Source organism: Pseudarthrobacter sp. NPDC092424 (assembly GCF_044754925.1).
In the GTDB taxonomy this organism is placed as follows: domain Bacteria; phylum Actinomycetota; class Actinomycetes; order Actinomycetales; family Micrococcaceae; genus Arthrobacter.
In genome coordinates this window covers 318,501-339,293 of record NZ_JBIVQC010000001.1, presented here as the reverse complement: position 1 = coordinate 339,293, position 20,793 = coordinate 318,501, and the positions used below count along the sequence as shown (strand labels likewise).

Genomic DNA, 20,793 nt, shown 5'->3' with positions numbered 1-20,793 from the left:
CCGTGTCGTGGCAACCGGTCAAGGTGAACCAGGTGGCGTGCTTTTTCCGGAGTACGCTGTCGCTCCGGAGAGATAGATGAAACCGAACCACATCCAGCCCGTCTGGCGACCTACGTTCGTCAAGTCACTCACCGTAGTGGTGGTCGCCGCCGTCGCGGCAGTTGGCCTTCCGGCTCAGGCCGTCGCTCTTGAACCTGCACCGGCCGTTTCCGCCACGCCCGCCGGGGACCCGACGGTTATGCCCTCCCCCACCCCAACAACACAGCCGACGGACGGGGCAGCGCCAGAGATGTCGTCACCGGCCACGGAACCCGGAGAGACTGTCCCTCTGGATCTGAAGCGCCTGCAGGACGAGATTGGCGCCAATGGCGCCCACATGGGCCAGGGCCTTAAATCAAAGCAGACAGGTTCGCCCCGCTCCGGGAAGACCGAATCGCTCTCTGAAATGGTGCAGACCCAAAACACCTGGCAGGCCCCGGGGATCCAAGGGCTGGACGTCAGCAGCCACCAACCCACTGTTGATTGGCCCGCGCAGTATTCCATGGGGGCCCGGTTCGCATATGTAAAGGCATCCGAGGGCCTCACCTACCGGAGCCCAACGTTCAATTCGCAATACGCGGGCGCGCAGGGCGTAGGAATGCTTCGCGGCGCCTACCACTTCGCTTTGCCGAGTATCTCAACAGGCGCCGCCCAGGCCGACTACTTCGTGAACAGCGGCGGCGGTTGGAGTCCCGACGGTAAGACCATGCCGCCGCTGCTCGACATTGAGTACAACCCGTACAGCAGCCTCGGCAATACCTGCTACAACATGAGCGCTTCCGCCATGGTCAACTGGATCAAGGATTTCTCCAACCGGATTCTTTCCCGGACGGGCCGGTTGCCCATGATCTACACCACCACCGACTGGTGGAAGCAATGCACCGGCAACTCGGGGGCTTTCGGAAACCACCCGTTGCATCTCGCTTCCTACGGAAAATATGTAGGAAGCATGCCGAACGGCTGGGGCACCTACAGCGTCTGGCAATACAGCAGCACCGGCCCCTTCGCCGGGGACTCGAACGCCTGGAACGGAAGCTACGCCAACCTGCAGAAGTTCGCGGCCGCCGCGGACGGGGCGATTCCCAAGCCGTCCATCATGTCCACAGGAGATGTTGTAGCGGCGGACGCCAGTGGCGCACTCTGGGACTACCCGGCAACGGGGACAGGGACTTTTGGCGCACGGCAGCAGATCGGGCAGGGATGGACCGGTCTCCGGTCAATCAACGTCATCGACTGGAACGCGGATGGGGTCCTCGACCTGGTAGCCCAGTGGACGGCCGGGCGGGTCGCGGTCTACATCGGGCTTGCCGCCGGAGGCTTTTCAACCGGCCCAGTCCTCGCTTCCTCGGGATGGGGTGGTTACCAGCTGACAGTGGGCTATTGGCTCAGCGGCAGCTACTACCCCCAGATCCTCACGCGCGATGAAGCGGGCAATCTGACTTTTTGGCGAAACAGCAGCGGTGCGGGCCTTGGAACTGCTGCCAGGATCGGCCAGGGCTGGGGTGACCTTAACCTGACGATGATCGACTTCGATGGTGACGGCAACGAAGACATTCTTGCCCAGGATCCAGAAGGTACGCTGCGGCAGTACCGGTCGAACGGCTCCGGGTCCTTCATCCCCGAGTCCCGTCCCGCGGTGGGATCGGGCTGGCACCAGATGACGAGCGTCTCCGTTACCTTTGCCTTCAAGGGCAACACCAGCTCCGGGATTATGGCACGCTCTACGGATGGCAGCCTCAAGTACTTCCCGGTGCCCGGCAACTCCACCTGGGGCTCCAGTTCGGTGATCGGCACGGGCTGGGACGGCTTCCTGATCGCAGGCGGCGAGACGATTAACACTGGCTCCACCGCGCCCCCTCCCCCAGCCGAGACCGTGAACCCCTCCATCAAGGCCGCTTCAGACCTTGTGACCATCGACTCCGATGGCCGGCTGTTTCGGCGCTCCGCATCTGCGGGCGCGTTGGGCTCACCGGTCCAGATCGGCACGGGATTCACCGGTATCGCGTCTGTGCACGTCACGGACTGGAATGCGGACGGCGTGCAGGACCTGGCCACCGTGTCCGAAGCCGGCGACCTTGGCCTGCGCCTGGGCCAGAAAGCCGGTGGGTTCGCAGCTCCGACCACACTGCTCGCCGGGCTGGCGGACGCTGACGTCACCTTTGGCCCGTGGATCAAGGGAGCGGCCTACCCTGGGCTGATCGTCCGAAGGCCGGATTCAACCGTTGCGTTCTACGGCAATGCAGCAGGAGCGGCGGTCAGTGCACCGTCCGTAATCGGCAGGGGATTTGTCCGCATGGATGTGACCATGCTCGACGCCGACAGCGACGGCCGGCAGGATCTCGTCGCTGTCGACAACGTCGGGCAGATGACCCTCTTCCGCTCAAACGGCACCGGAACATTCACCGCCGAATCCCGTCCCCAGATCGGGAAGGGATGGAATGCCATGAACAGCATCAGCCCGGCCCTTGGCTTCACCGGGGACGGATCCACCGGCCTGATGGCGCGGGACTCCAAGGGAACTCTCAGCTACTACCCCCTGTCCAACCGTCTCTTTGGGCCCCGCACGGCGTTCGGCCCGGGATGGACCGGGACCCTCATCGCAGGCAGCCGCCTCATATCGCCGCAGCAACCTATCGAGGGCCAGGCCGATGTGCTGCGGGTGGACTCCGCCGGAAAGCTGTGGACCTACCCCGCAAACGGCAACGGAAGCCTCACGGCCCCCTACCAGATCGGCACGGGCTGGTCATCCGCCAAATCCCTGCATGTGGTCGACTGGAACAAGGACGGCATTCCTGACGTACTTGCCCAGTGGTCGTCCGGTGCTCTGACCGTGTACTTCGGTTCCAGGGCCGGCAGCTTCAGCGGACCGGTGACCTTGGCGGCCTCCGGATTTAGCGAAACGACCTTCGTGACCGGACGGTGGACCACGGCCGGCAGCTATCCTGGCCTCGTCGGTTACCATTCGGATGGTGTCCTGCGCTACTGGGCCAACACGTCGGGAGGGGCGCTCGGTGCGCCTAAGACAATAGGCAAGGGCTGGAACACCCTGAAGCTTGCCATGACTGACTTCGATGGCGACGCCCGGCAGGACCTGCTCGCGGTGGATCCTTCCGGCGCTATGAGGCTCTTCCGATCCAACGGCTCCGGCACATTCGTGGCCGAATCGCGCAGGACGGTCGGAGTGGGCTGGCAGTCCTTCCGGGCATTCTTCAGCACCGGCGGCTTTGCCGGTACCGGCTCCAAGGGCATCATGGCCCTCCAGACTGATGGAAGCCTGGCTTACTACCCGCTCTTGGGCAGTAGCCGCTGGGGTACCCGGAGCACAGCTGGTTCCGTCGGCTCCAGCCCAGTGGTTTCTTCGAATACCTCAGCCTACTAAGGCTGGGTGCGGGCAATTCCCCGATATATGGCGGCAAGTTTCGCTATGACGACGTCGGGACCATGGTTTTGCTCCACCCAGCGTCGCGCTTGTGCCGCGGCGGATTCGGCCAGCGGATCCTCCAACGCGATCAAGGCGCGCGCTGCGAGCCCTTCCGGTCCATCACCTTGGAGGACCGGTGGATTTACGTAAAGGCCGGCTCCGGGGTTCATGACAAGGGGGATGCCCATTGCCAGCGCCTGGAGTTCGCTCATGCCCATGGCCCCTGATCCCTGGCCCACCACGCAGTGGGCTCCTGCCATCCACCGGAGGTAGTCTGGCTTGGGCATCTTGGGTACGAGGCGTATGCCCAGTGCGCGGGCTTCTTGGACGCGTTGTCCCCAATCCAGGCCTTCGACTATGACGCGGCCCTGCGTTGCATTAAGAATTGCTTCCGCCACGGCCAGCTGCCCGGACGCATTCTTGGAGTCATCCCAGCGGGACGCGAAGAGAACACGGGGCGGGCCGTCCGGGGTCCACACGGGCAGCTCGTCGAGATCGACCGGTGCCGGCAGATAAATGGCGTCCGGACGCACCGGCTCGGCATGCTCGCGGAGGTCCGGGGTTGAGTAAACGACGGCAGCGGCGTGGTCGGCGCCCCATTGGACGTTTGGACGTCCTTGGGGGCTGTAGTACGTGGTCCGGATGTCAGTGCCGTGCCAGTGCATGACAAACGGCAACACAGGTCTGCTGTTGGCCACTCCGCCGCGCGTGCCAAAGTGCACATGCATGACGTCTGCCCGGAGAGCCTCTACCGTCCGGCGGACCCTCCAGGACATCTGCTGAACCTTGGCCTGCAAGGGGCCGGACGGGGTGGCACCGCCCATACCGGGAGCCAGGGCGGGGCGATGCCACCAGCGATAGCCGGCGCGCCTGCCATAGGCTACAAGTGTCTTCCCAACATCCGCACAGTCGAAGAAATGGACGACGGCGGGATCCCCGGTTGTATTTCGCACACCGGTTACCCTAGCACCGGGCACTTCCGCCTGCCGGGCTCTCCGGTAAAGGCCCCTCAGGCTTTCTCCAGTAACCTTGCTTTGGTATGAAAAATCTATTTGCGGTTCTGCGGCCTCTGCTTGCCACCCTTCCGGCCGGAAGCCGGCGCTTCCTCCTGAGCTACGGCATCGCAAGTGCCTGCCTTGCAATCCTGGACATGCTGGCGCTGGGCATGATCGCGCTCCTGCTGCCCTCTTTGGTTTCAAACCGGCCCGTTGTGCTTCCCGTCCTCGGCGACGTCACCGGGAACGTCGTGCCGATCCTCGTGGGTGTCTGCGCACTGATCGTTCTTAAGGGCGCCCTCGCGGTGCTCCTGCTGCGGATCGCGACCCGGCGCTTCGCCAGCCACGAGGTCGCCATCGGCGACAGGCTCTTCGCTTCCTACCTCGCCTCCCCGTGGGAAGACCGGTTGAAGAAGAACTCCAGCGAACTGATCCGCATGGTCGATGTCGGCGTCGGAATCACCGTCTCCGGGATTCTCATACCGGCAATGACGCTCTTCGGCGAGTTCGGCACCTTGCTGGCCGTCATCGTCGTCCTCTTCGTCGCAGAGCCGCTCATCGCCGTCGTCACCCTGACCTACCTTGGCCTGGTTGCCTTCCTGCTCGCCCAGGTTATCTCGCCCCGGTCAGTGAATGCCGGACGTGAAAACCGGCACTGGTCCGGGCGGACCGTGGTGATGCTGACCGAGGCCATGAACGCTTTGAAGGAACTGACTCTGGCCGGACGCGCGGGCGACGTGCAGGCCGGCGTGCACGCGACACGCACGCGCAGCTCCGCGGCCAGGGCGAAGTCCATCTTCCTCGCCCAGATCCCCCGTTACGTTTTGGAAGCCGCTTTGATCCTCGGGTTCGCCCTTGTCGGCGGTGTCGGCCTGGCCACGGGAGGGACCACCGGAGCTGTCAGCGCCATCGGCCTCTTCGCTGTGGCGGGGTTCCGCCTGGTGCCCTCGCTGACACGGTTGCAGGCAGTCCAGTCCCAGGCCAATTCGAGTGCGTCGTTCGCCAAACAGGTGATGCACGACATCGCGGCCGGCGACGAACTCCTGGCCGCCAACGCCAAGGACCGGCCGCAACGCCAGCTTGGGCCGGGGAAGACAGACATCGTCCTGCACGACGTTTCCTTCCGATACCCGAACGCTGAGGCCCCTGCGCTGGTCAACGTCAACATGCGGATCCCCGCGGGCGCCCATGTCGCCCTCGTAGGCTCCTCCGGAGCAGGAAAATCGACCCTTGTGGACATTCTGCTGGGCCTGCTCACGCCGAGCAGCGGCTACGTCGAAGTGGCCGGACAGAACATGGACTTCGTCTTGGATGACTGGCGCAAGCGCATCGGCTACGTTCCCCAGGAGGTTTCACTGTTCGACGCGACAGTAGGCCAAAACGTAGCCCTGACATGGAATCCGGAAAACGTTGTCCCGGAAAAGGTGAAGGCTGCGCTGCGGAGGGCCCAGCTCCTGGACACAGTGATGGGAAGGGAAGGCGGGATCGACGCCGTCGTTGCCGAGCGTGGCCTTGCCCTCTCCGGCGGACAGCGGCAGCGGCTCGGTATCGCCCGGGCGCTTTACAACGAACCCAATGTGCTGGTGATGGATGAGGCGACCAGCGCCCTGGATACCAGCACGGAGGCGGCCGTCACCAAAGCCATCAGGGAGCTGCACGGTGAGGTTACCGTCATTACGGTGGCCCACCGACTGGCAACCATCCGCGACGCAGACATCGTCTTCTTCATGCGCGATGGCCAGGTAGTGGCACACGGCTCGTTCGACGAAGTGGTGGACAGAGTTCCTGACTTCGCGGCGCAGGCCGCTTTGGCCGGGCTCAGCTAAGCGTCGAGCGCCGCATAGACTGCCGCAAGCTGCCGGACAATGGTCAGCGGGTCATGGTGCACTGCGAGCCAGGCTCTCGCATCGAGGCCGGCAGCCGCAGTGTGCGGGTCCTTAGCGGCAGCGACAATGGCATCAGCCTGCTGGTCCATATCGGCGGAGCCGATGACGGGCACAGTTCCTGGATACAGGCCCGGCCGGAGGTGCATGGCCGTGGGAACGCCTATGCCCATCGCCTGCAATTCGCTCATCCCGAGAAGACCTGTCGATTGTCCGACGACGAGATGGGCGCCAGCCAGCCACCGCAGGTATTGCTGCTTTCCCATGGTCGGAACCAGCTTCACCCCCAACGCAGCGGCCTGGGCAGCATTTTCGCCCCAGTCCAACCCCTCCAGGCGGATTCCGGTTCCCTTCAGTGCACGGGCAAGTGTTCCGGCGAGTTCAAGTTGTTCGGGGCCGCCTTTGGCTGCGCCCCAGCGGGAAGCGAAGAGTATCCGTGCTTCAGCGGCAGGCTCCCACCGCGGCAGTTCGGTGAGGTCCACTGGATTGGGCAGGTATTGGGCGTCCGGCCGGGCTTCGCGAGCATATTCTGCCAAGTCCGGCGTCGCATACAGAACAGCCTTTGCGGTGTCAGCAGCCCACTGGACATTCGCGCGCTGCAGGGGATCCCGGTAGAACTCACGTATGTCAGTACCGTGAAAATGAAGGACGAACGGCCGCCGCGGCCAGCGTGCAGCAATCCTTGCCCTCGTGCCGAAGTGGATGTGGAGAAGGTCCGCCGGCACTGACAGTGACCATCTGCGGGCTGTCCAGGAGGATACTCCGACGAATCTGCGGATCCGGGCGCCGCTGCCAGTCCCGTCCATAGTGGTATCCCGTGCCGGCAGGTAGAACCACGGCAGCCCTTCACTGCGGGCACCACGAACCAAAGTGGCACCGACATCAGCACAGTCGAAGAGGTGCAGCGTGCGCGGAGTGCCGCCTGATTTAGCCATATTTAGAAACTAGCAGACCTTTGAGGCTGCCCAACCGGGCCGGGTGCGGCCGGGCTCGCGCTCCTCTTACTGGCATAATCCTGCGCCGGTGGCGGGACGGTAGAGTTGTACCGTCCCAACTCCGGAAGGATGTCCTTGAGTTCACCGAACCGCCCGCACCTGCTCTACGTCGCCTGGGGCTTTCCGCCCTCGCGGGGGGCTGGTGTTTACCGCGCTTTGGCAACCGCGAATGCCTTTGTTGACGCTGGCTGGGAAGTGACCGTACTTACCGCCAGCCGCGAGGTGTTCGAGTACCAGACCGGCACGGACCTGGACCTAGAACTCAAAGTCGATCCCCGGATCCGGATCGTCCGCGCACCGTTCAGTTGGGTCCGTGGCGAGCCAGACCTGGCAAAGTGGTCACGCGCCCGGATCGCGTCCAACCTGCTGTGGTCTTTCCTCCGCAGCAAGTACGACCGCTTCTCCTTTCCGGAGCCGGTGTACGGCGGCTGGAAGAGCGCGCTTCTGAAAGAAACCGACCGCATCCACGGCGCCTGCCCGGTAGACCTCGTCATTGGCACAGCCAACCCAAACGTCGATTTCGTGCCAGGGTGGCACCTCCACAAGACCGCAGGCGTCCCTTACGTGATGGACTACCGCGACACCTGGCACTTGAATGTTTACTCTGACACGTTCGTGGGGTCACGGCTCAGCCGCTCCGCACGGCTGGAAAAGAAACTGCTCGAGTCCGCGGCAGAGGCATGGTTTGTCAATGCGCCCATCAGGGACTGGCATGCGCACACCTATCCTGCCAATGCGGGCCGGTTCAGGGTGGTCGCTAACGCGTTCGATCCGGAATTCGCCGAAGCGTTCGCGGGAATTTCGAAACCGGAACGAACCTCCGCCGAAGGCCTGGTCTTCGGATACCTTGGCACCATCTATGGCCCCATGCCGCTCCGGGAGTCGCTGGAAGGGTGGCGGATCGCCCGTACCCGGTCGGACCTCCTGCGCAACTCGAGGTTCGAGATCCACGGCCGCCTCGGCCACTACGCTGAGCCGGACCCAGCAATCCTGGAACTCCTCAAGGAGTACGCCGGCGACGGCGTAAGCTACGAAGGCCCGGTGAGCAAGACCGCCGTGGCAGACCGCTACAAGGAATTTGATGCCCTGATGCTGATACTGGGCCGGAGTAAGTACGTAACCAGCGGGAAAGTCTTTGAGTACGCCGCCAGCGGATTGCCCATTGCATCCCTCCACCACCCTGAAACGGCCTGCTCGGACATTCTCGAGGGACATCAGGACTGGTTCCCGGTCCAGGACCTGAGGCCGGAAACCATAGCCCAAACGATCCTCCACACCGCGGAACGTGCAGCAAAGATGTCGTCGGACGACTATGCACGCAACCAGGAGTGGGCAGACCACCTCTCGAGGGACAAGCAATTGAGTCCCCGCATTGAACACCTCACCGAACTAGTTACGAAGGCCACCCTTGGATAAGCCCCTGAACGTCGTCCTCCTCGTTGGCTCACCCACACCGCCTGATGAGTTGATCCGCTCCGCGCTCGGCGGCTCCGCACCGAAGGCCGCCCTGTCCCGTGCTGCCGGCAGGGACGTTTCCGTTTCCCTGCTGTCTTTGGCTGCTCCGACCACTCTGGACGGTTTCGCGTCTTCCCACGTCGTATCACCAGCGAATATCCCTGTCATGGACCGCGTAGCAGGCAAGCTGTCCTTGGACCGCGCCGCCACAGCGCTCAAGGCATCACCGCTTGGCCGGCTCCTGCTTTCGTTGGGGCCGACCGATCCCTCCCGGGTTTTCTGGCGGGCTGTCCGCGCCGATCCGAAGGCCTTGGCCCTGCTGCGTACAGCAGACGTACTGCTGGCGGGAGACCTGCCGGCGGTGCGCACGGCCTGGCATCTCCTGCATTCCAAACAAGTGCCCGCAGCATTTTTCGGACTGCAGGCAGCAGAGAAAGTCTTCGCTGCCCGTTACGCAACAAGCGGTCGGGCGAAGGCATAACCGCTTGCTTATTTGTCCGTGTTGGCCGCCAGGTCGTAAATCTTCAAAAGGCTGTCAACCGTGGCAGCAGTGGAATGGTGCCTCACGACCCAGCGCACGCCGTCGTCGGACCGGCGCTCCTGCGCGGAGGAATCCGCAAGATCGGTAAGAAGGCGGTCCACCATGGTCTCAGGGTCTACGGTCGATCCCCAGCCGACAGGTGGTTTGTCCGGGTAGAGCCCTTCCATGAGCGGCATGTAAAGCGGTACACCGATTCCCAGGGCTTCAAGTTCGCTCGACCCCAGCAGCCCTGACGATTGGCCGATCGCCACACTGCAGCCGCTCAGGTACTCGAGGAATGCCTGATGGCTCATCCGCGGCACCAAGGTGACGCCAACCGCAGCCGCTTCCCGCGACTGAGGGCCCCAGTCGAGTCCCACCAGCTCGTAGTCTGCGGGCAGCTGGTCAGCCAGGAGCCCCGCAGTAGCCAGCTGTGCCTCAGCGCCTTTCGAATCGTCCCACCGGGAGACAAAAAAGACCCGCCGCCTTTGTGCAGCATCTTCAGTTCTGTGCGGCAGGGCACTCAGCGTTATGGGTACCGGCAGGTAAATGGCGTCGGGACGCAACCCGATCACATGTTCGCGCAGGTCCGGAGTGGTGTACATGACCGCAGCTGCGCGGCGAACACCGTCCCGTATCGGTTTCTGCCACCGCGGATCGTATTGAAGCGTCCTGATGTCGGTACCGTGCAGGGTCAGAACATACTTCTTCGGCACGAACCGGGTGTGGTGAAGCATGCTGCCCGAATGGATGTGCAGCAGGTCTACCCGCAGTGAACGCAGGGCCAGGCCCGCCAACCACGACGCACCCCGGCCGGCATAAGAAAGCACGCCCAGGATGCCGGAACGGCCGGGATCAGCCTCGGCGCGGGGATAATATCCCCACTCGTAGCCACGCCCAACTGCTTCTGCCAGGACGCGGTGGGCGTAGTTGGCACAGTCGTTAACGTGGAGAACCTTGAGCCCGGAGGCTGGCTTCGTCACTGGGCAGGGCCGGGCCGGGACGTTTCAGGCACGATAGCCGGGACCACTGCGGCTGCACGCACGCTGGCGGTTTCCCAGGGCCTCTCCGCCTCGTCCAAAGCGATCCGCCGCGAAAGCTTCGTTAAAGTCGTCTCCATCTGCCGGAACCGCTGGTGTGTGGTCGACATGTAGACCAGGAACGAGACGATGAAGGCGTACAGCATCAGGTCCGTTCCCCGGCCAACCCCCACAAAGCGTGCCAACTGGCTCAGCATTGTAGGGAAGAAGATGGAGAGAACTGCCGAAACAGCAAAGAGAAGCACCATAATGCGGCGGACGGCCATGTGTTTCGCGTTGGATCCTCCGCGGATGAGCATCAGCGAGAAGAAAATGACAACGACGACCAGAACGATTTGAACAATGATGATCATGTGGACTACCTAAAGAGCAGGTCCGCCAGGATATTGACGGAGTTGAGCAGTGACTGGCCCTTTGACTTGGAGTACTGCGTGTAGATGATTTCCACCGGATGTTCGGTCCACGCCGGCTTGAGGCCCGCGATGATCTGGACCAATTCGGAAGCGTGTGCCATACGGTTCTGGGTGAGATGAATATTTTCGACGATGTTCCGCCTAAAGGCCCGCAGGCCGTTGTGGGCGTCGGTCAGCGGCATGCCTGTACTCCAGCGTGACTGGATAGCCGCTGTCCGGAGCACGAGGCGCTTGACCGGCCCGATCCGTGTCCTGGCGTCCAGGAACCTGGAGCCAAGCACAACGTCGGCTTCACCGCTCATAATCCGGGCCACCATGGCCGCGGCATCCGACACGCGGTGCTGGCCATCGGCGTCGAAGGTGACCACGCAGGCCATCTCAGGATCCTGCAGCACGTACTCAAAGCCCGTCTGCAGGGCAGCACCCTGGCCCAGGTTCACGGGATGCTGCACGACCACCGCACCTGCTGCCCTTGCGGCCTGCGCGGAACTGTCGGTGCTTCCGTCATCAACGCACACGATATGCGGGAACTCTGGCAGGAGGTCTCTGATGACGGAGCCGATAACGGGGGCCTCGTTGAACAGAGGGATCACAATCCAGGTACGACTCACCACGCAAGTATCGCATAAGGAGGCGTCGTGGCCCGAAGGCGCCCGCCGTTCCGCGGACGCTCAAAGCCCGGCACGAGCCGCATCTCCGGCCGCAAGGGCGTGGCCCCAATCCCCTAGACTAGGACAATGCGCCCAAAAATCCTCTGCATTTCCTTCTCTGACATCCGGGCCGACGCTCGGGTACTGCGGCAGTTGGATATCCTGGCAGAGTTCGGCGACGTGACCACCTTGGGGTACGGGGACAAGCCGGACGGTGCAGCCGACCATCTCCGGATCGATTCCGCCCTTCCTTCTCTTCCTCAGACGCTCACCGGCGTGGCCCTCCTGGCCGTTCGTTCCTTTGGGCGGCTGGAACTCGCGGCACCCGCCGTCCGTTCCGCGGCCGACCTCGCAGCCGGGCGCACGTTCGACCTTGTAGTGGCCAACGAAGCCCGCGCACTGCCGCTTGCCCACCATCTGGCAGCGGGCGCCCCGGTCTGGGGTGACATGCATGAGTGGGCTCCCGAAGAGCGGGTGCACGTACTGTCTTGGCGGCTTCTGATCAAACCGTTCATGAGGTACATCTGTGCAAAGTACCTGCCCAGGACCCAGGCCGTGACCGTGGTCAACGACTCTATTGCCCGCCTCTACGAGCACGAATTTGGTTGCGCAACCGCGACCGTCCGGAATGCCCGGCCATTTGAGCAGCTGTCCCCCAGCCTCGGTTCACCGGACACGATCCGGCTGGTGCACAGCGGAGCAGCTGTACCCGGCAGGAACCTGGAAGGAATGATCCAGGCCGTCAATCTGCTGGGCCCCGGGTACAGCCTTGATTTCTATCTGGTGCCGGCACGGGACGGTGGCAAGTACCTGCGGTCCCTTGAATCACTTGCCTCGGGCCCCAACAAGGTCACGTTCCACCCGCCGGTGAGTCCAGCGGCCCTGCCCGGCGTGTTGAACGGCTATGACATCGGAATCTTCAGCCTTCCGCCCAGGACACGGAACCATGCCCTGATGCTGCCCAACAAGTTTTTCGATTTCGTCCAAGCCCGTCTTGCCATCGTGTTCAGCCCATCGGTGGAGACCACCCGGCTCATTGAACAATTCGACCTGGGTGCTGTCACTGAAGACTTCTCAGCGGAGTCCCTTGCCAGAACACTGCAGCAGTTCGACAGCTCGAGGATTGCCGCCTGTAAGGCAAACGCCCATAGTGCAGCTTTGGAACTTAGCTCCAAGATTGATGAAGAAGCAGAGCGGGAGATCCTCCGGCGGCTCCTCCCCCAAGCCTGAAGTTGATACAAGCCGACCATCCCCGCAGTGACAGAACGGTAACCGATCCATGCGTATTCTCAGCGTCGTTGGCGCACGTCCCCAGTTCGTAAAGCTTGCGCCTATTGCCGCTGCCATGAAAGGCCGCGCCGATCACGTCATCGCCCACACGGGCCAGCACTATGACGAACTCATGAGCGACGTGTTCTTCCGGGATCTCGGGATCCCGGCTCCTGACTTCAACCTCGGAGTTGGCTCAGGTAAGCACGGCGCCCAGACCGGGGCCATGCTCCACGGGCTTGAGCAGATTCTTGAAGAGTCCGCTCCGGACTGTGTCCTTGTCTATGGCGATACAAATTCCACCCTGGCCGCAGCGATTGCCGCAGTTAAGATGCACATCCCCGTGGCGCACCTCGAAGCGGGCCTCCGGTCCTTCAACCGGCGCATGCCCGAAGAACACAACCGTGTCCTGACGGACCACAGCTCCGACCTTCTTCTTGCCCCCACCGAAGTCGCGGTGCAACATCTGGCGAATGAAGGGTTGGGAAGCAGGACGGTGCTGGTTGGTGACGTCATGACTGACGTCCTGTTCAAGGTCCGGGACATGCTGGACCGCACCAATGAGCCATTGGCTGTAAATGCTGAGCCAGGCGGTTACTACGTTTGCACCATCCACCGTCCGGATAACACGGACTCCCCTGACCGGCTCGCAGCCATCCTGGGTACCCTGGGCAGCCTCGACAAACCGGTCATACTGCTGGCCCACCCCCGCCTTGTGCACCTCGCGGAAAAGCATGGCTTCTCCCTGGAACAAGGCTCGTTGCGGGTCGCGTCACCGCTGGCTTATCCGCAGCTGGTGAACGCGGTCCGTAACAGCGCAGGCGTCATCACCGATTCGGGCGGCCTTCAGAAGGAAGCTTTCCTCCTCCGCACGCCATGCACCACCATCCGGCCTGAGACCGAATGGGTCGAGACCGTGGAGCTGGGGTGGAACGTGTTGGTCAGCGAAGACCTGGGCATTTTGGCAGACACTGTGAAGCGTCCCGCACCCGAGGCGACCGATGCGGCCCCGTATGGTGACGGGAAGGCGTCTGAGCGCACCGTCGAAGCACTGCTGGATGCGTTTGCCTGACCTGGAGCCCCGCATGCATACAGCGCACCCCCGCTCGAATGAACGGGGGTGCGCTGCATTTGGACGGCGGGCCCGTGCCGGCGGGTTATTTGCAGGCTGTCACGCGGTATAGCTTGGCGTCACCCTCCTGGTCCACAAGCTTCACTGACGTGGATTTCTCCAGGTCCTGCAGGCCCGGATAGAGGAGGCTGGACGGGTGGTTCAGCAGGTACTGCTCCCCCAGGTCCAACGCATAACCTACTTTCTGCCTGCGAACGGCATCGCATACCCCGGGCTTCGTGGCAGCATCCGCCAGCCCTTCGGCGATGGCTCGTGTATCAGCATTCTTTCGATGCGTTTGGTGGTATTCCAAAACCCTTCGGCCGGAAAACGCGTAGGCCAAAGACCCGCCGTTCCATGGGTTTACGGCGATGACGGAACCGTCAGGGACATCCTCCGCCAGCCGTTCGAACAGCTTGTACTCCTCGGAGGAGACGATGGACTCACTCGTGTCCCGCTCATAAAAGACTTTGTTGTGCACGATATAGTCCCGGGCCGGCCCCAATTGAATGAGGACACCGACAACGGCGCAGGCGACCACTCCTGAGGCCACCTTCCACACAGTCGGCGCCCCCACTCTCGCAGCCAGGTGACGCAGGGACTGTACCTGGCGGCGCTCTTCGGCGATGGTGCAGAGCCACTTCCATGCGGCACGCCCCAACTCGGACATTCCAAGTGCCGCAAGAACGGTGGCGAAGATGGGCAGGTAAGCGGCCAGGCGGTTCGTGTCCTGATACCAGGTGCCGGTGAAGAAGTCCCGTGCCCATCCCTTGGCATAGCCGGCATCCACGATGTAAAGGTAGGCGGCAGCGGCGTAGCTGCCGAGGAACCACCAAAACGCCCGACGGCGGACGAAGGCTCCCGCTCCCAGCGCCGCCAGCAGTGAGCTAACCACGAGGACATCGGTCCCCATCGGTGCGTTAGTCGCCACTTCCCCGATCGCGCCGGCGACAGTTTGATGCGGGGTCCAACCGCCGTAAAATCCCGGGCGAAGGAACTTCCAGGCCGCCGCCGCAATGACCACTCCAATGAGCGAGGCGAGGCCGGTGATCACATACGCCCGCATCGGCGCCTTCGACGAGACGAGTTTTCGGACCCTGCCGGCAAGCGTCCAGAGCAGCAGAGGCGCGCTGAAGGCAATGAGGGCGTTGATCGCGCTCATGTGGGTCAGTGCGAGGCCTGCCAGGGCAACTGCCAGCGCGAACCACGCCTGGAGCGCCGTGAATGGCATGGCTGCTGCCCGGCGGCAGACCATGACCACCACAGCGAGTCCCGCCGGCAGGACGCTCACTGACATCAGGTTCGGGAACAATGGTCCCCAGACCATCAGCAGATAAGGGAACGCTACGAACCCGCTGGAGATGACGCCCGCGGCGGCAAGCCCCAGCGGGCGCGGGCCAAGGACCACCCTGGTCAAAAACACAACGGAAACCGGCCAGAGAACGGCGCAGGCCAGCACGTTCACGACGTTCACGGAGACAGGCACTTCCACTCCGGTCACTTGTGTCACCAGGGCGGCAAAGGAATGCCAGACGGCCGGGTAAACAGCGGAGCGGCCCCCGCCGCCTCCCCCCATGCGCCCCAGGTCCATGGTCGAGGCGTTGGCGGTGTCCAGGACATACCTGACCGCATTCAGGTGGAATACGTTGTCGTACCGTTGCGAGATGTTGTCCGGGGCGCCGATCAGCTGGGTCACGCGGCGGCCGATGAAGAGAGTCCCGGCGATGGTCCCTGCGGCTGCACTGAGCAAGACGGTCCGGGAATCGGAAAGGCTGCCCGGCGCCTGATTGCGCCTGCACAGGAGCCAGGCCCCGGCGGATACTGCCAAGGTCGCTGCCAGCAGGACACCAACGCTCCAGCCAACTCTCACCCAGGCCGCTGCAATGGCTGCGGTTCCCGCCAGCCCCAAGGAGAACAGCGGTGCAAGCCCAACGATGGCGGGCAGGCCCAGCCGGAGCGCCCACGCCAACAGCGCGCCGGGAAGAAACAGCAACCCCAGCGCTGCCACGAAGGCAGGCACCGCCTCAAACCACGACACATTTCCTCCAAAACCTCAAGCTAGCAGTCCACATCATGGCCGCGGTTTAGCGGCTGCCCCTGACATTCGGCGGGACATACCTTTCCCGGGGGGGAATGAAACTACTGGCCACGCAGGCGACTAATGACTTCTTTGACCGGACCGTCCATCAGCACAGTCCCGTGTTCCAGCAGGACCCCGCGCTCGCAAACCTGGCCCACGAGTTCCAGGTCGTGGCTTACAACAACCAGCGTTTTCCCTGCGGACGCTAGTTCTTTGATCTTGGCGAGGCACTTCCTTTGGAAGGGTTCGTCGCCCACCGCAAGAATTTCGTCCACGAGGAAGACATCGGGATCAGTATGGACGGCGACGGAAAATGCGAGCCGCAGGTACATGCCCGAGGAATAGAACTTCACCTCGGTGTCGATGAACTCGCCAATTTCCGCAAACTCAACGATGGAGTCGAACTTTTCCTTGATCTCCGCTTCGCTCATGCCGAGGATCGCACCATTGAGGTAGACGTTGTCGCGACCGGAGAGGTCCGGATGGAATCCGGCCCCCACTTCGATGAGGCCGGCTACGCGCCCCCGGGTGCGGACCGTGCCGGAATCCGGCTGCATGACTCCGGAGATGTGCTTCAAAAGTGTCGACTTGCCGGAACCGTTGAATCCCAGCAAGGCAACGGTCTCGCCTTCTCCCACCTGGAGCGACACGTTTCTGAGGGCATGAAACTTCCCGGTGAGATCGCCCTTGCGCCCTCTCAGCAGCCAGACCAGCGCCTCTTTTAGGGACCGGGTGTGCCGGAGTACGAACTGCTTGTCGATGTTTTGTATGTCGATTGCGGTAGTCATCGTTTACAACTCCTGCGCAAATCGGCCTTCGAGCCTGCGGAAGGTCCACTGGCCCAGGATCAAAATAAGCATCGACACCCCAAGGCCGACCGGGACCCACAGCCCCAGGAGATTCGGCGGACTCGCCTGTCCCGTCACCGTCGTCGGAAGCCAGAAGGCGTGGTGGAAGCACTCCACAGCAATGGTGATGGGGTTGAGCTGATAAAGGGCGAAGCCGGCCGCGCCCGCCTTTTCCTGGACCATCTGCCACGAATACAGGACGGGCGAAACCCATGCGGCCACCATCAGCAGCATGTCCACGAAGTTCTCTGAGTCCCGGAAGTAGACATTCACCGCACTGAAGAAAAGTCCCAGTCCCGTCGCCAACAGGGCGATAATCACAAACCCCGCAACGGCTGTCACAGCTTCAAGCGGGCCCGGACGCCATCCCGTGAAGAGGCACGCTACGGCGAGGACTACGACTTGGGGGAAAAAATGCACGGCCGAGACCCAGACTGATGCCGCCGGAAAGAGTTCCCGCGGCAAGTAGATCTTGTTGATCAGGCCACTGTTGATCACGATCGAGCGCGTAGCTGTACTCAGTGCTTCCGTAAAAAAGTTCACGAGCACGATCCCCGAAAACAGGTACACGGCATAGTTTGGTAAGCCGTTCCTGTTCGTGGGGCTCTGTTCGAGTCCGAGGAACACACCCAGCGCGATGTAGAAGGCGACGAACTGCACCCCTGGCTTCACGTACGTCCACAACAGTCCCAATACGGACCCGCGGTAGCGGATCCGCAGTTCCTTCCGGACCAGCAGCTTAAGCAGGAAGCGTGAACGGAACACATCGGCGAGCCCGTTCCCCTTGCCGGGCGAAACCAACAGGCCGGGGTTCCGGCCCGGAGGGAATGAGTCTCGACCGGTCATTTACCCGGCTTCTGTTCATCCACTGCCGACGCCGCTTCGAAGGTGGGGGTCCATGCCTCCGGAGACGTGAAAACCGGCAGTTCCTGCCGGTAACTGCCCGACAGCTCATCCCAACGGCTCAACGCCCGCGCGTGCAGCTTCAGGCTGGTCAGCAACTGCTGGCGGAAACGCACGTTGTCCCGCTTGTACCAGGAGGCGCCCGTCCCGTCCGATGCAGACACAATGGCTGAATCCAGGTGCGACAACCGCCACCAGCGCGCATCAGCGGCCGGCACGACTGCCTCGGGGTTTTCCAGGGCAGCCGGGTTCACCGGACGCAGCTGGCGCAACGCCCCGGACAGTGCGCTTGAGATCGTTTGGGCGAAGTTTTTTGGACGGGACGGGAACATTCCGAATTTGGGCAGGTGCACGCGCCTGACCGGCGGGAACTCCGTGAGGTCCTTCGTGACCTGGGCATCCGCAAACTTCGAGCGTTCCTTGCGGATCTCGGGGAGCTTGCTGCCGATCGTCCTGTGCAGGTGGGAAGGACCGTCAAGAATGTCTGCAAGGGCGCGGTTGCGCAGCTCGACGGCGGAATACTGCAATGACAGCAGGTGTCGCACGTCCTGGAGGAAGCTCTCGAGGGGCAGCCGGCCGCCCTTGTCGTACTGCGAGTACAGTAGGGCCGCAACCCAACGGTTCCGCTGGTGGAAGTAGGCCTGCCAGTCGATGGTGTCGTCCTTCTCCGTCCAAGGCATATGCCAGACCGCGGCTCCTGGAAGGCTGACCGTGGAGTAGCCACGTGACCCTGCGCGAATGCCGTACTCGACGTCGTCCCACTTGATGAACACCGGTAGCGCGAGACCGATTTCGCGGACGATCTCCGTAGGAATCAGGCACATCCACCAGCCGTTGTAGTCAACGTCTACACGACGGTGCATCCAGGGCGTCGTCCGAAGGTTGCTGGCCGAAAAATCATGTGAAGAACGCTCGCCGCGCCCAACGGGCTCGTACTGGAAACGGTACTGGTTGATGCCTTCGCCAAAGTTGTGGATGACTGAGCGCTCAAAAAGATTGAACATGTGCCCGCCCACGATCGTCGGCTTGCGGGTGAAGTCCGCGAAGTTTACGGCGCGCAGCACTCCCTCGGTTTCCACCACGACGTCGTCGTCCAGGAGCATCACGTACCGGCTCTCGCCATCCCGTGCCGCTTCATGCATCCCACGGGCAAATCCGCCTGAACCGCCGAGGTTGCCCTGCTCGATCAGCGTGAATTTGTCTCCGAGGGCCGCCGCGGCCTCTTCGAATCCGCTCTCGTCCCGAACGCGCTGGTTTCCCTGGTCGGTCACGATAAGCCGGTCCATGACTGCGACCAGATCCTCGGAGCCGGCAAACGTCCTGAGGTGTTTGACGCAGTAATCCGGGCGGTTGAAGGTGGTGACCGCAATGGAAAGGGAACCCGGCACAAAGCCTTCCGGTTCCGGGACGGACCACTCAGCCTGCTTCAGCGTAACTTCGGTTCCATGGGCAACCAGGTCGAACCAGTACCAGCCACCGTCGGCGAAGCTCGTCAAAGAGAGCTCGCACGTCGCGGTAGCTCCGTCGGATGTAACGTGCATGCTCTGGACCCGGTTGGAGCTCCCGCGCGGGCTGGACTTGTACACGATGACCGTGGCTTCGGCGTCCAGTTCGATGCTGAGGCGAACCTTCTGGACGTCGGTGTGGGCACGCCAGTAGCTTGCGGGGAAGGCATTGAAATAGGTTCCGAAGGAAACCCGGCGGTGCGCCGGTAGGCGCAGTTGGCGCCGCCCCTGCACAAAGTCGGCCCGTACATCGCTGCGCTGCGAGGCGAACGCCATAGCCAGCAGGCTGCGCTTGGTGCCGGACGCTTCGGATTCCACGACCCGCCGGGCAGGATCGAAGTCCACGTACAGCGGAAGTGTGTCCGTATCGCCGTCTACGGGAAACACCACCCGGTGAACAGTCTTCCACGCCGTTTCCTCGGCGCTCGGCCCGCCGTCCTGCCGGAACTCTGTGGCTACGCTCATGCGTCTACTCCTCCGCTTACCAGCTTCGCGCCGCCGCTGAAGTGCGGCTTGATCTTGTTGTCGAACATGGTCAGGGCGGAACCTATGGCCATGTGCATGTCGAGATACTTATAAGTGCCGAGACGGCCGCCGAACAGGACGGAGTCCTCGCCGCGTGAAAGGTCGCGGTAGGCCAGGAGCTTGGAGCGGTCCGCGGCGGTGTTGACGGGGTAGTACGGCTCGTCGCCCTTTTCGGCGAAACGCGAGAATTCGCGCATGATGACGGTGGCATCCTTGGTGTAGTCGCGTTCGGGGTGGAAATGCCGGAACTCGTGGATGCGGGTATACGGGACGTCTTCGTCCGGGTAGTTCATCACCGCGCAGCCCTGGAAATCTTCAACCGGAAGAACCTCTTCTTCAAGGTCGATGGTCCGCCAGGACAGGTCGCCCTCGGCGTAATCGAAGTACCTGTCCACGGCTCCGGTGTAGACCACGGGCACCTGCCCGGCCACCGCACTGCGGCCGAACTCCCCGTCATCAAAGAAGTCAGTATTGAGGCGGACTTCAATATTCGGGTGATTGGCCATCCGCTCGATCCAGGCCGTGTACCCGTCTACCGGGAGACCTTCGTAGGTGTCGTTGAAGTAACGGTTGTCGTAGTTATAACGCACCGGAAGCCGGGAAATGATCTCCGCCGGAAGGTCCTTGGGGTCCGTCTGCCACTGCTTACCGGTGTAGTGCTTGATGAACGCCTCATAGAGGGGCCGGCCAATCAGCTGGATGCCCTTGTCGTTAAGGTTTTGCGGGTCCGTCCCGGCCAGCTCGCCGGCCTGCTCCAGGATCAGGGCCTTCGCTTCTGCCGGTCCCATGGCGGCGCGGAAGAACTGGTTGATGGTCCCGAGGTTGATGGGCATGGAGTACACCTCGCCCTTGTGGCTGGTGTAGACCTTGTGCTGGTAGCTGGTGAACGCAGTAAATCGGTTAACGTACTCCCACACGCGCTCGTTGGATGTGTGGAAGAGGTGGGCACCGTAGCGGTGAACCTCGATCCCGGTCTTGGCCTCATTCTCACTGTAGGCGTTGCCGCCGATGTGATGGCGGCGGTCCAGGACAACGACCTTGAGGCCGAGCTCCTTGGCGGCACGTTCCGCGATTGTCAGGCCAAAAAAACCCGAACCGACTACGACGAGATCAGCGTTCACAACTCTCCTGTGTGTTTTTG

Annotated in this window: 16 protein-coding genes; 6 read left to right on the top strand and 10 right to left on the bottom strand. The window is 62.7% G+C overall.

Annotated features, from left to right (window positions below; translation table 11 throughout):
- The first annotated feature begins 76 nt into the window (after positions 1–76).
- The gene (locus ACIQCN_RS01590; RefSeq protein WP_400609070.1) at positions 77–3,418 is read left to right on the top strand and encodes a GH25 family lysozyme; all 3,342 of its coding nucleotides are present in this window, start codon (positions 77–79) and stop codon (positions 3,416–3,418) included.
- Here ACIQCN_RS01590 and ACIQCN_RS01585 read toward each other — a convergent pair.
- On the bottom strand, positions 3,415–4,236 hold the full coding sequence (locus ACIQCN_RS01585) for a glycosyltransferase (protein ID WP_400609068.1): 822 nt from the start codon (positions 4,234–4,236) through the stop codon (positions 3,415–3,417). The two genes, ACIQCN_RS01590 and ACIQCN_RS01585, sit on opposite strands and share 4 nt — an antisense overlap.
- Positions 4,237–4,499: 263 nt before the next feature.
- Here ACIQCN_RS01585 and ACIQCN_RS01580 point away from each other — a divergent pair, with 263 nt between their 5' ends.
- Entirely contained in the window at positions 4,500–6,281 is a 1,782-nt protein-coding gene (locus ACIQCN_RS01580; protein ID WP_400609065.1) for an ABC transporter ATP-binding protein, read from the top strand.
- Here the strand turns inward: ACIQCN_RS01580 and ACIQCN_RS01575 are convergent.
- On the bottom strand, positions 6,278–7,273 hold the full coding sequence (locus ACIQCN_RS01575) for a glycosyltransferase (protein ID WP_400609063.1): 996 nt from the start codon (positions 7,271–7,273) through the stop codon (positions 6,278–6,280). The two genes, ACIQCN_RS01580 and ACIQCN_RS01575, sit on opposite strands and share 4 nt — an antisense overlap.
- A 255-nt stretch (positions 7,274–7,528) precedes the next feature.
- Between ACIQCN_RS01575 and ACIQCN_RS01570 the strand changes: the two genes are divergently transcribed.
- On the top strand, positions 7,529–8,749 hold the full coding sequence (locus tag ACIQCN_RS01570) for a glycosyl transferase (RefSeq protein ID WP_400609061.1): 1,221 nt from the start codon (positions 7,529–7,531) through the stop codon (positions 8,747–8,749).
- Positions 8,742–9,269, top strand: a complete 528-nt coding sequence (locus ACIQCN_RS01565; protein ID WP_400609060.1) for a hypothetical protein — start codon at positions 8,742–8,744, stop codon at positions 9,267–9,269. The genes ACIQCN_RS01570 and ACIQCN_RS01565 overlap by 8 nt, the downstream gene beginning before the upstream one ends.
- An 8-nt stretch (positions 9,270–9,277) precedes the next feature.
- Here ACIQCN_RS01565 and ACIQCN_RS01560 read toward each other — a convergent pair whose 3' ends face one another.
- The 3 genes from ACIQCN_RS01560 to ACIQCN_RS01550 are packed head-to-tail and all read right to left on the bottom strand — an operon-like array spanning position 9,278 to position 11,372.
- Positions 9,278–10,291 (bottom strand): hypothetical protein, encoded by a 1,014-nt coding sequence (locus ACIQCN_RS01560; RefSeq protein ID WP_400609058.1) that lies wholly within the window; start codon positions 10,289–10,291, stop codon positions 9,278–9,280.
- Positions 10,288–10,701, bottom strand: a complete 414-nt coding sequence (locus ACIQCN_RS01555) for a DUF2304 domain-containing protein (RefSeq protein WP_400609056.1) — start codon at positions 10,699–10,701, stop codon at positions 10,288–10,290. The genes ACIQCN_RS01560 and ACIQCN_RS01555 overlap by 4 nt, the downstream gene beginning before the upstream one ends.
- Positions 10,702–10,706: 5 nt before the next feature.
- Positions 10,707–11,372: a glycosyltransferase family 2 protein gene (locus ACIQCN_RS01550; protein ID WP_400609054.1), complete on the bottom strand. Its 666-nt coding sequence runs from the start codon at positions 11,370–11,372 to the stop codon at positions 10,707–10,709.
- 126 nt (positions 11,373–11,498) lie between these two features.
- Here ACIQCN_RS01550 and ACIQCN_RS01545 point away from each other — a divergent pair, with 126 nt between their 5' ends.
- Together ACIQCN_RS01545 and wecB are read left to right on the top strand one after the other, a co-directional pair.
- A complete protein-coding gene (locus tag ACIQCN_RS01545; RefSeq protein ID WP_400609051.1) occupies positions 11,499–12,641 on the top strand; it encodes a hypothetical protein in 1,143 nt (380 codons plus the stop codon).
- 49 nt (positions 12,642–12,690) lie between these two features.
- Positions 12,691–13,752, top strand: a complete 1,062-nt coding sequence (wecB, locus tag ACIQCN_RS01540; protein WP_400609050.1) for a non-hydrolyzing UDP-N-acetylglucosamine 2-epimerase — start codon at positions 12,691–12,693, stop codon at positions 13,750–13,752.
- Positions 13,753–13,837: 85 nt separating this feature from the next.
- Here wecB and ACIQCN_RS01535 read toward each other — a convergent pair whose 3' ends face one another.
- From ACIQCN_RS01535 to glf, 5 genes are all read right to left on the bottom strand, one after another.
- Positions 13,838–15,829 carry a DUF6541 family protein gene (locus tag ACIQCN_RS01535; RefSeq protein WP_400609047.1) on the bottom strand — a complete coding sequence of 664 codons (1,992 nt, stop codon included), beginning with the start codon at positions 15,827–15,829 and terminating at the stop codon, positions 13,838–13,840.
- A 101-nt stretch (positions 15,830–15,930) separates the two neighbouring features.
- Positions 15,931–16,659 carry an ABC transporter ATP-binding protein gene (locus ACIQCN_RS01530; protein ID WP_400609046.1) on the bottom strand — a complete coding sequence of 243 codons (729 nt, stop codon included), beginning with the start codon at positions 16,657–16,659 and terminating at the stop codon, positions 15,931–15,933.
- 3 nt (positions 16,660–16,662) lie between these two features.
- Complete coding sequence (locus tag ACIQCN_RS01525) at positions 16,663–17,565, bottom strand: ABC transporter permease (RefSeq protein WP_400609044.1); 903 nt, start codon at positions 17,563–17,565, stop codon at positions 16,663–16,665.
- Positions 17,562–19,592 (bottom strand): glycosyltransferase, encoded by a 2,031-nt coding sequence (locus ACIQCN_RS01520; protein ID WP_400609041.1) that lies wholly within the window; start codon positions 19,590–19,592, stop codon positions 17,562–17,564. Before ACIQCN_RS01520 ends, ACIQCN_RS01525 begins: the two co-directional genes overlap by 4 nt.
- A complete protein-coding gene (gene glf, locus ACIQCN_RS01515; protein WP_400609038.1) occupies positions 19,589–20,773 on the bottom strand; it encodes a UDP-galactopyranose mutase in 1,185 nt (394 codons plus the stop codon). Before glf ends, ACIQCN_RS01520 begins: the two co-directional genes overlap by 4 nt.
- Positions 20,774–20,793: the final 20 nt, after the last annotated feature.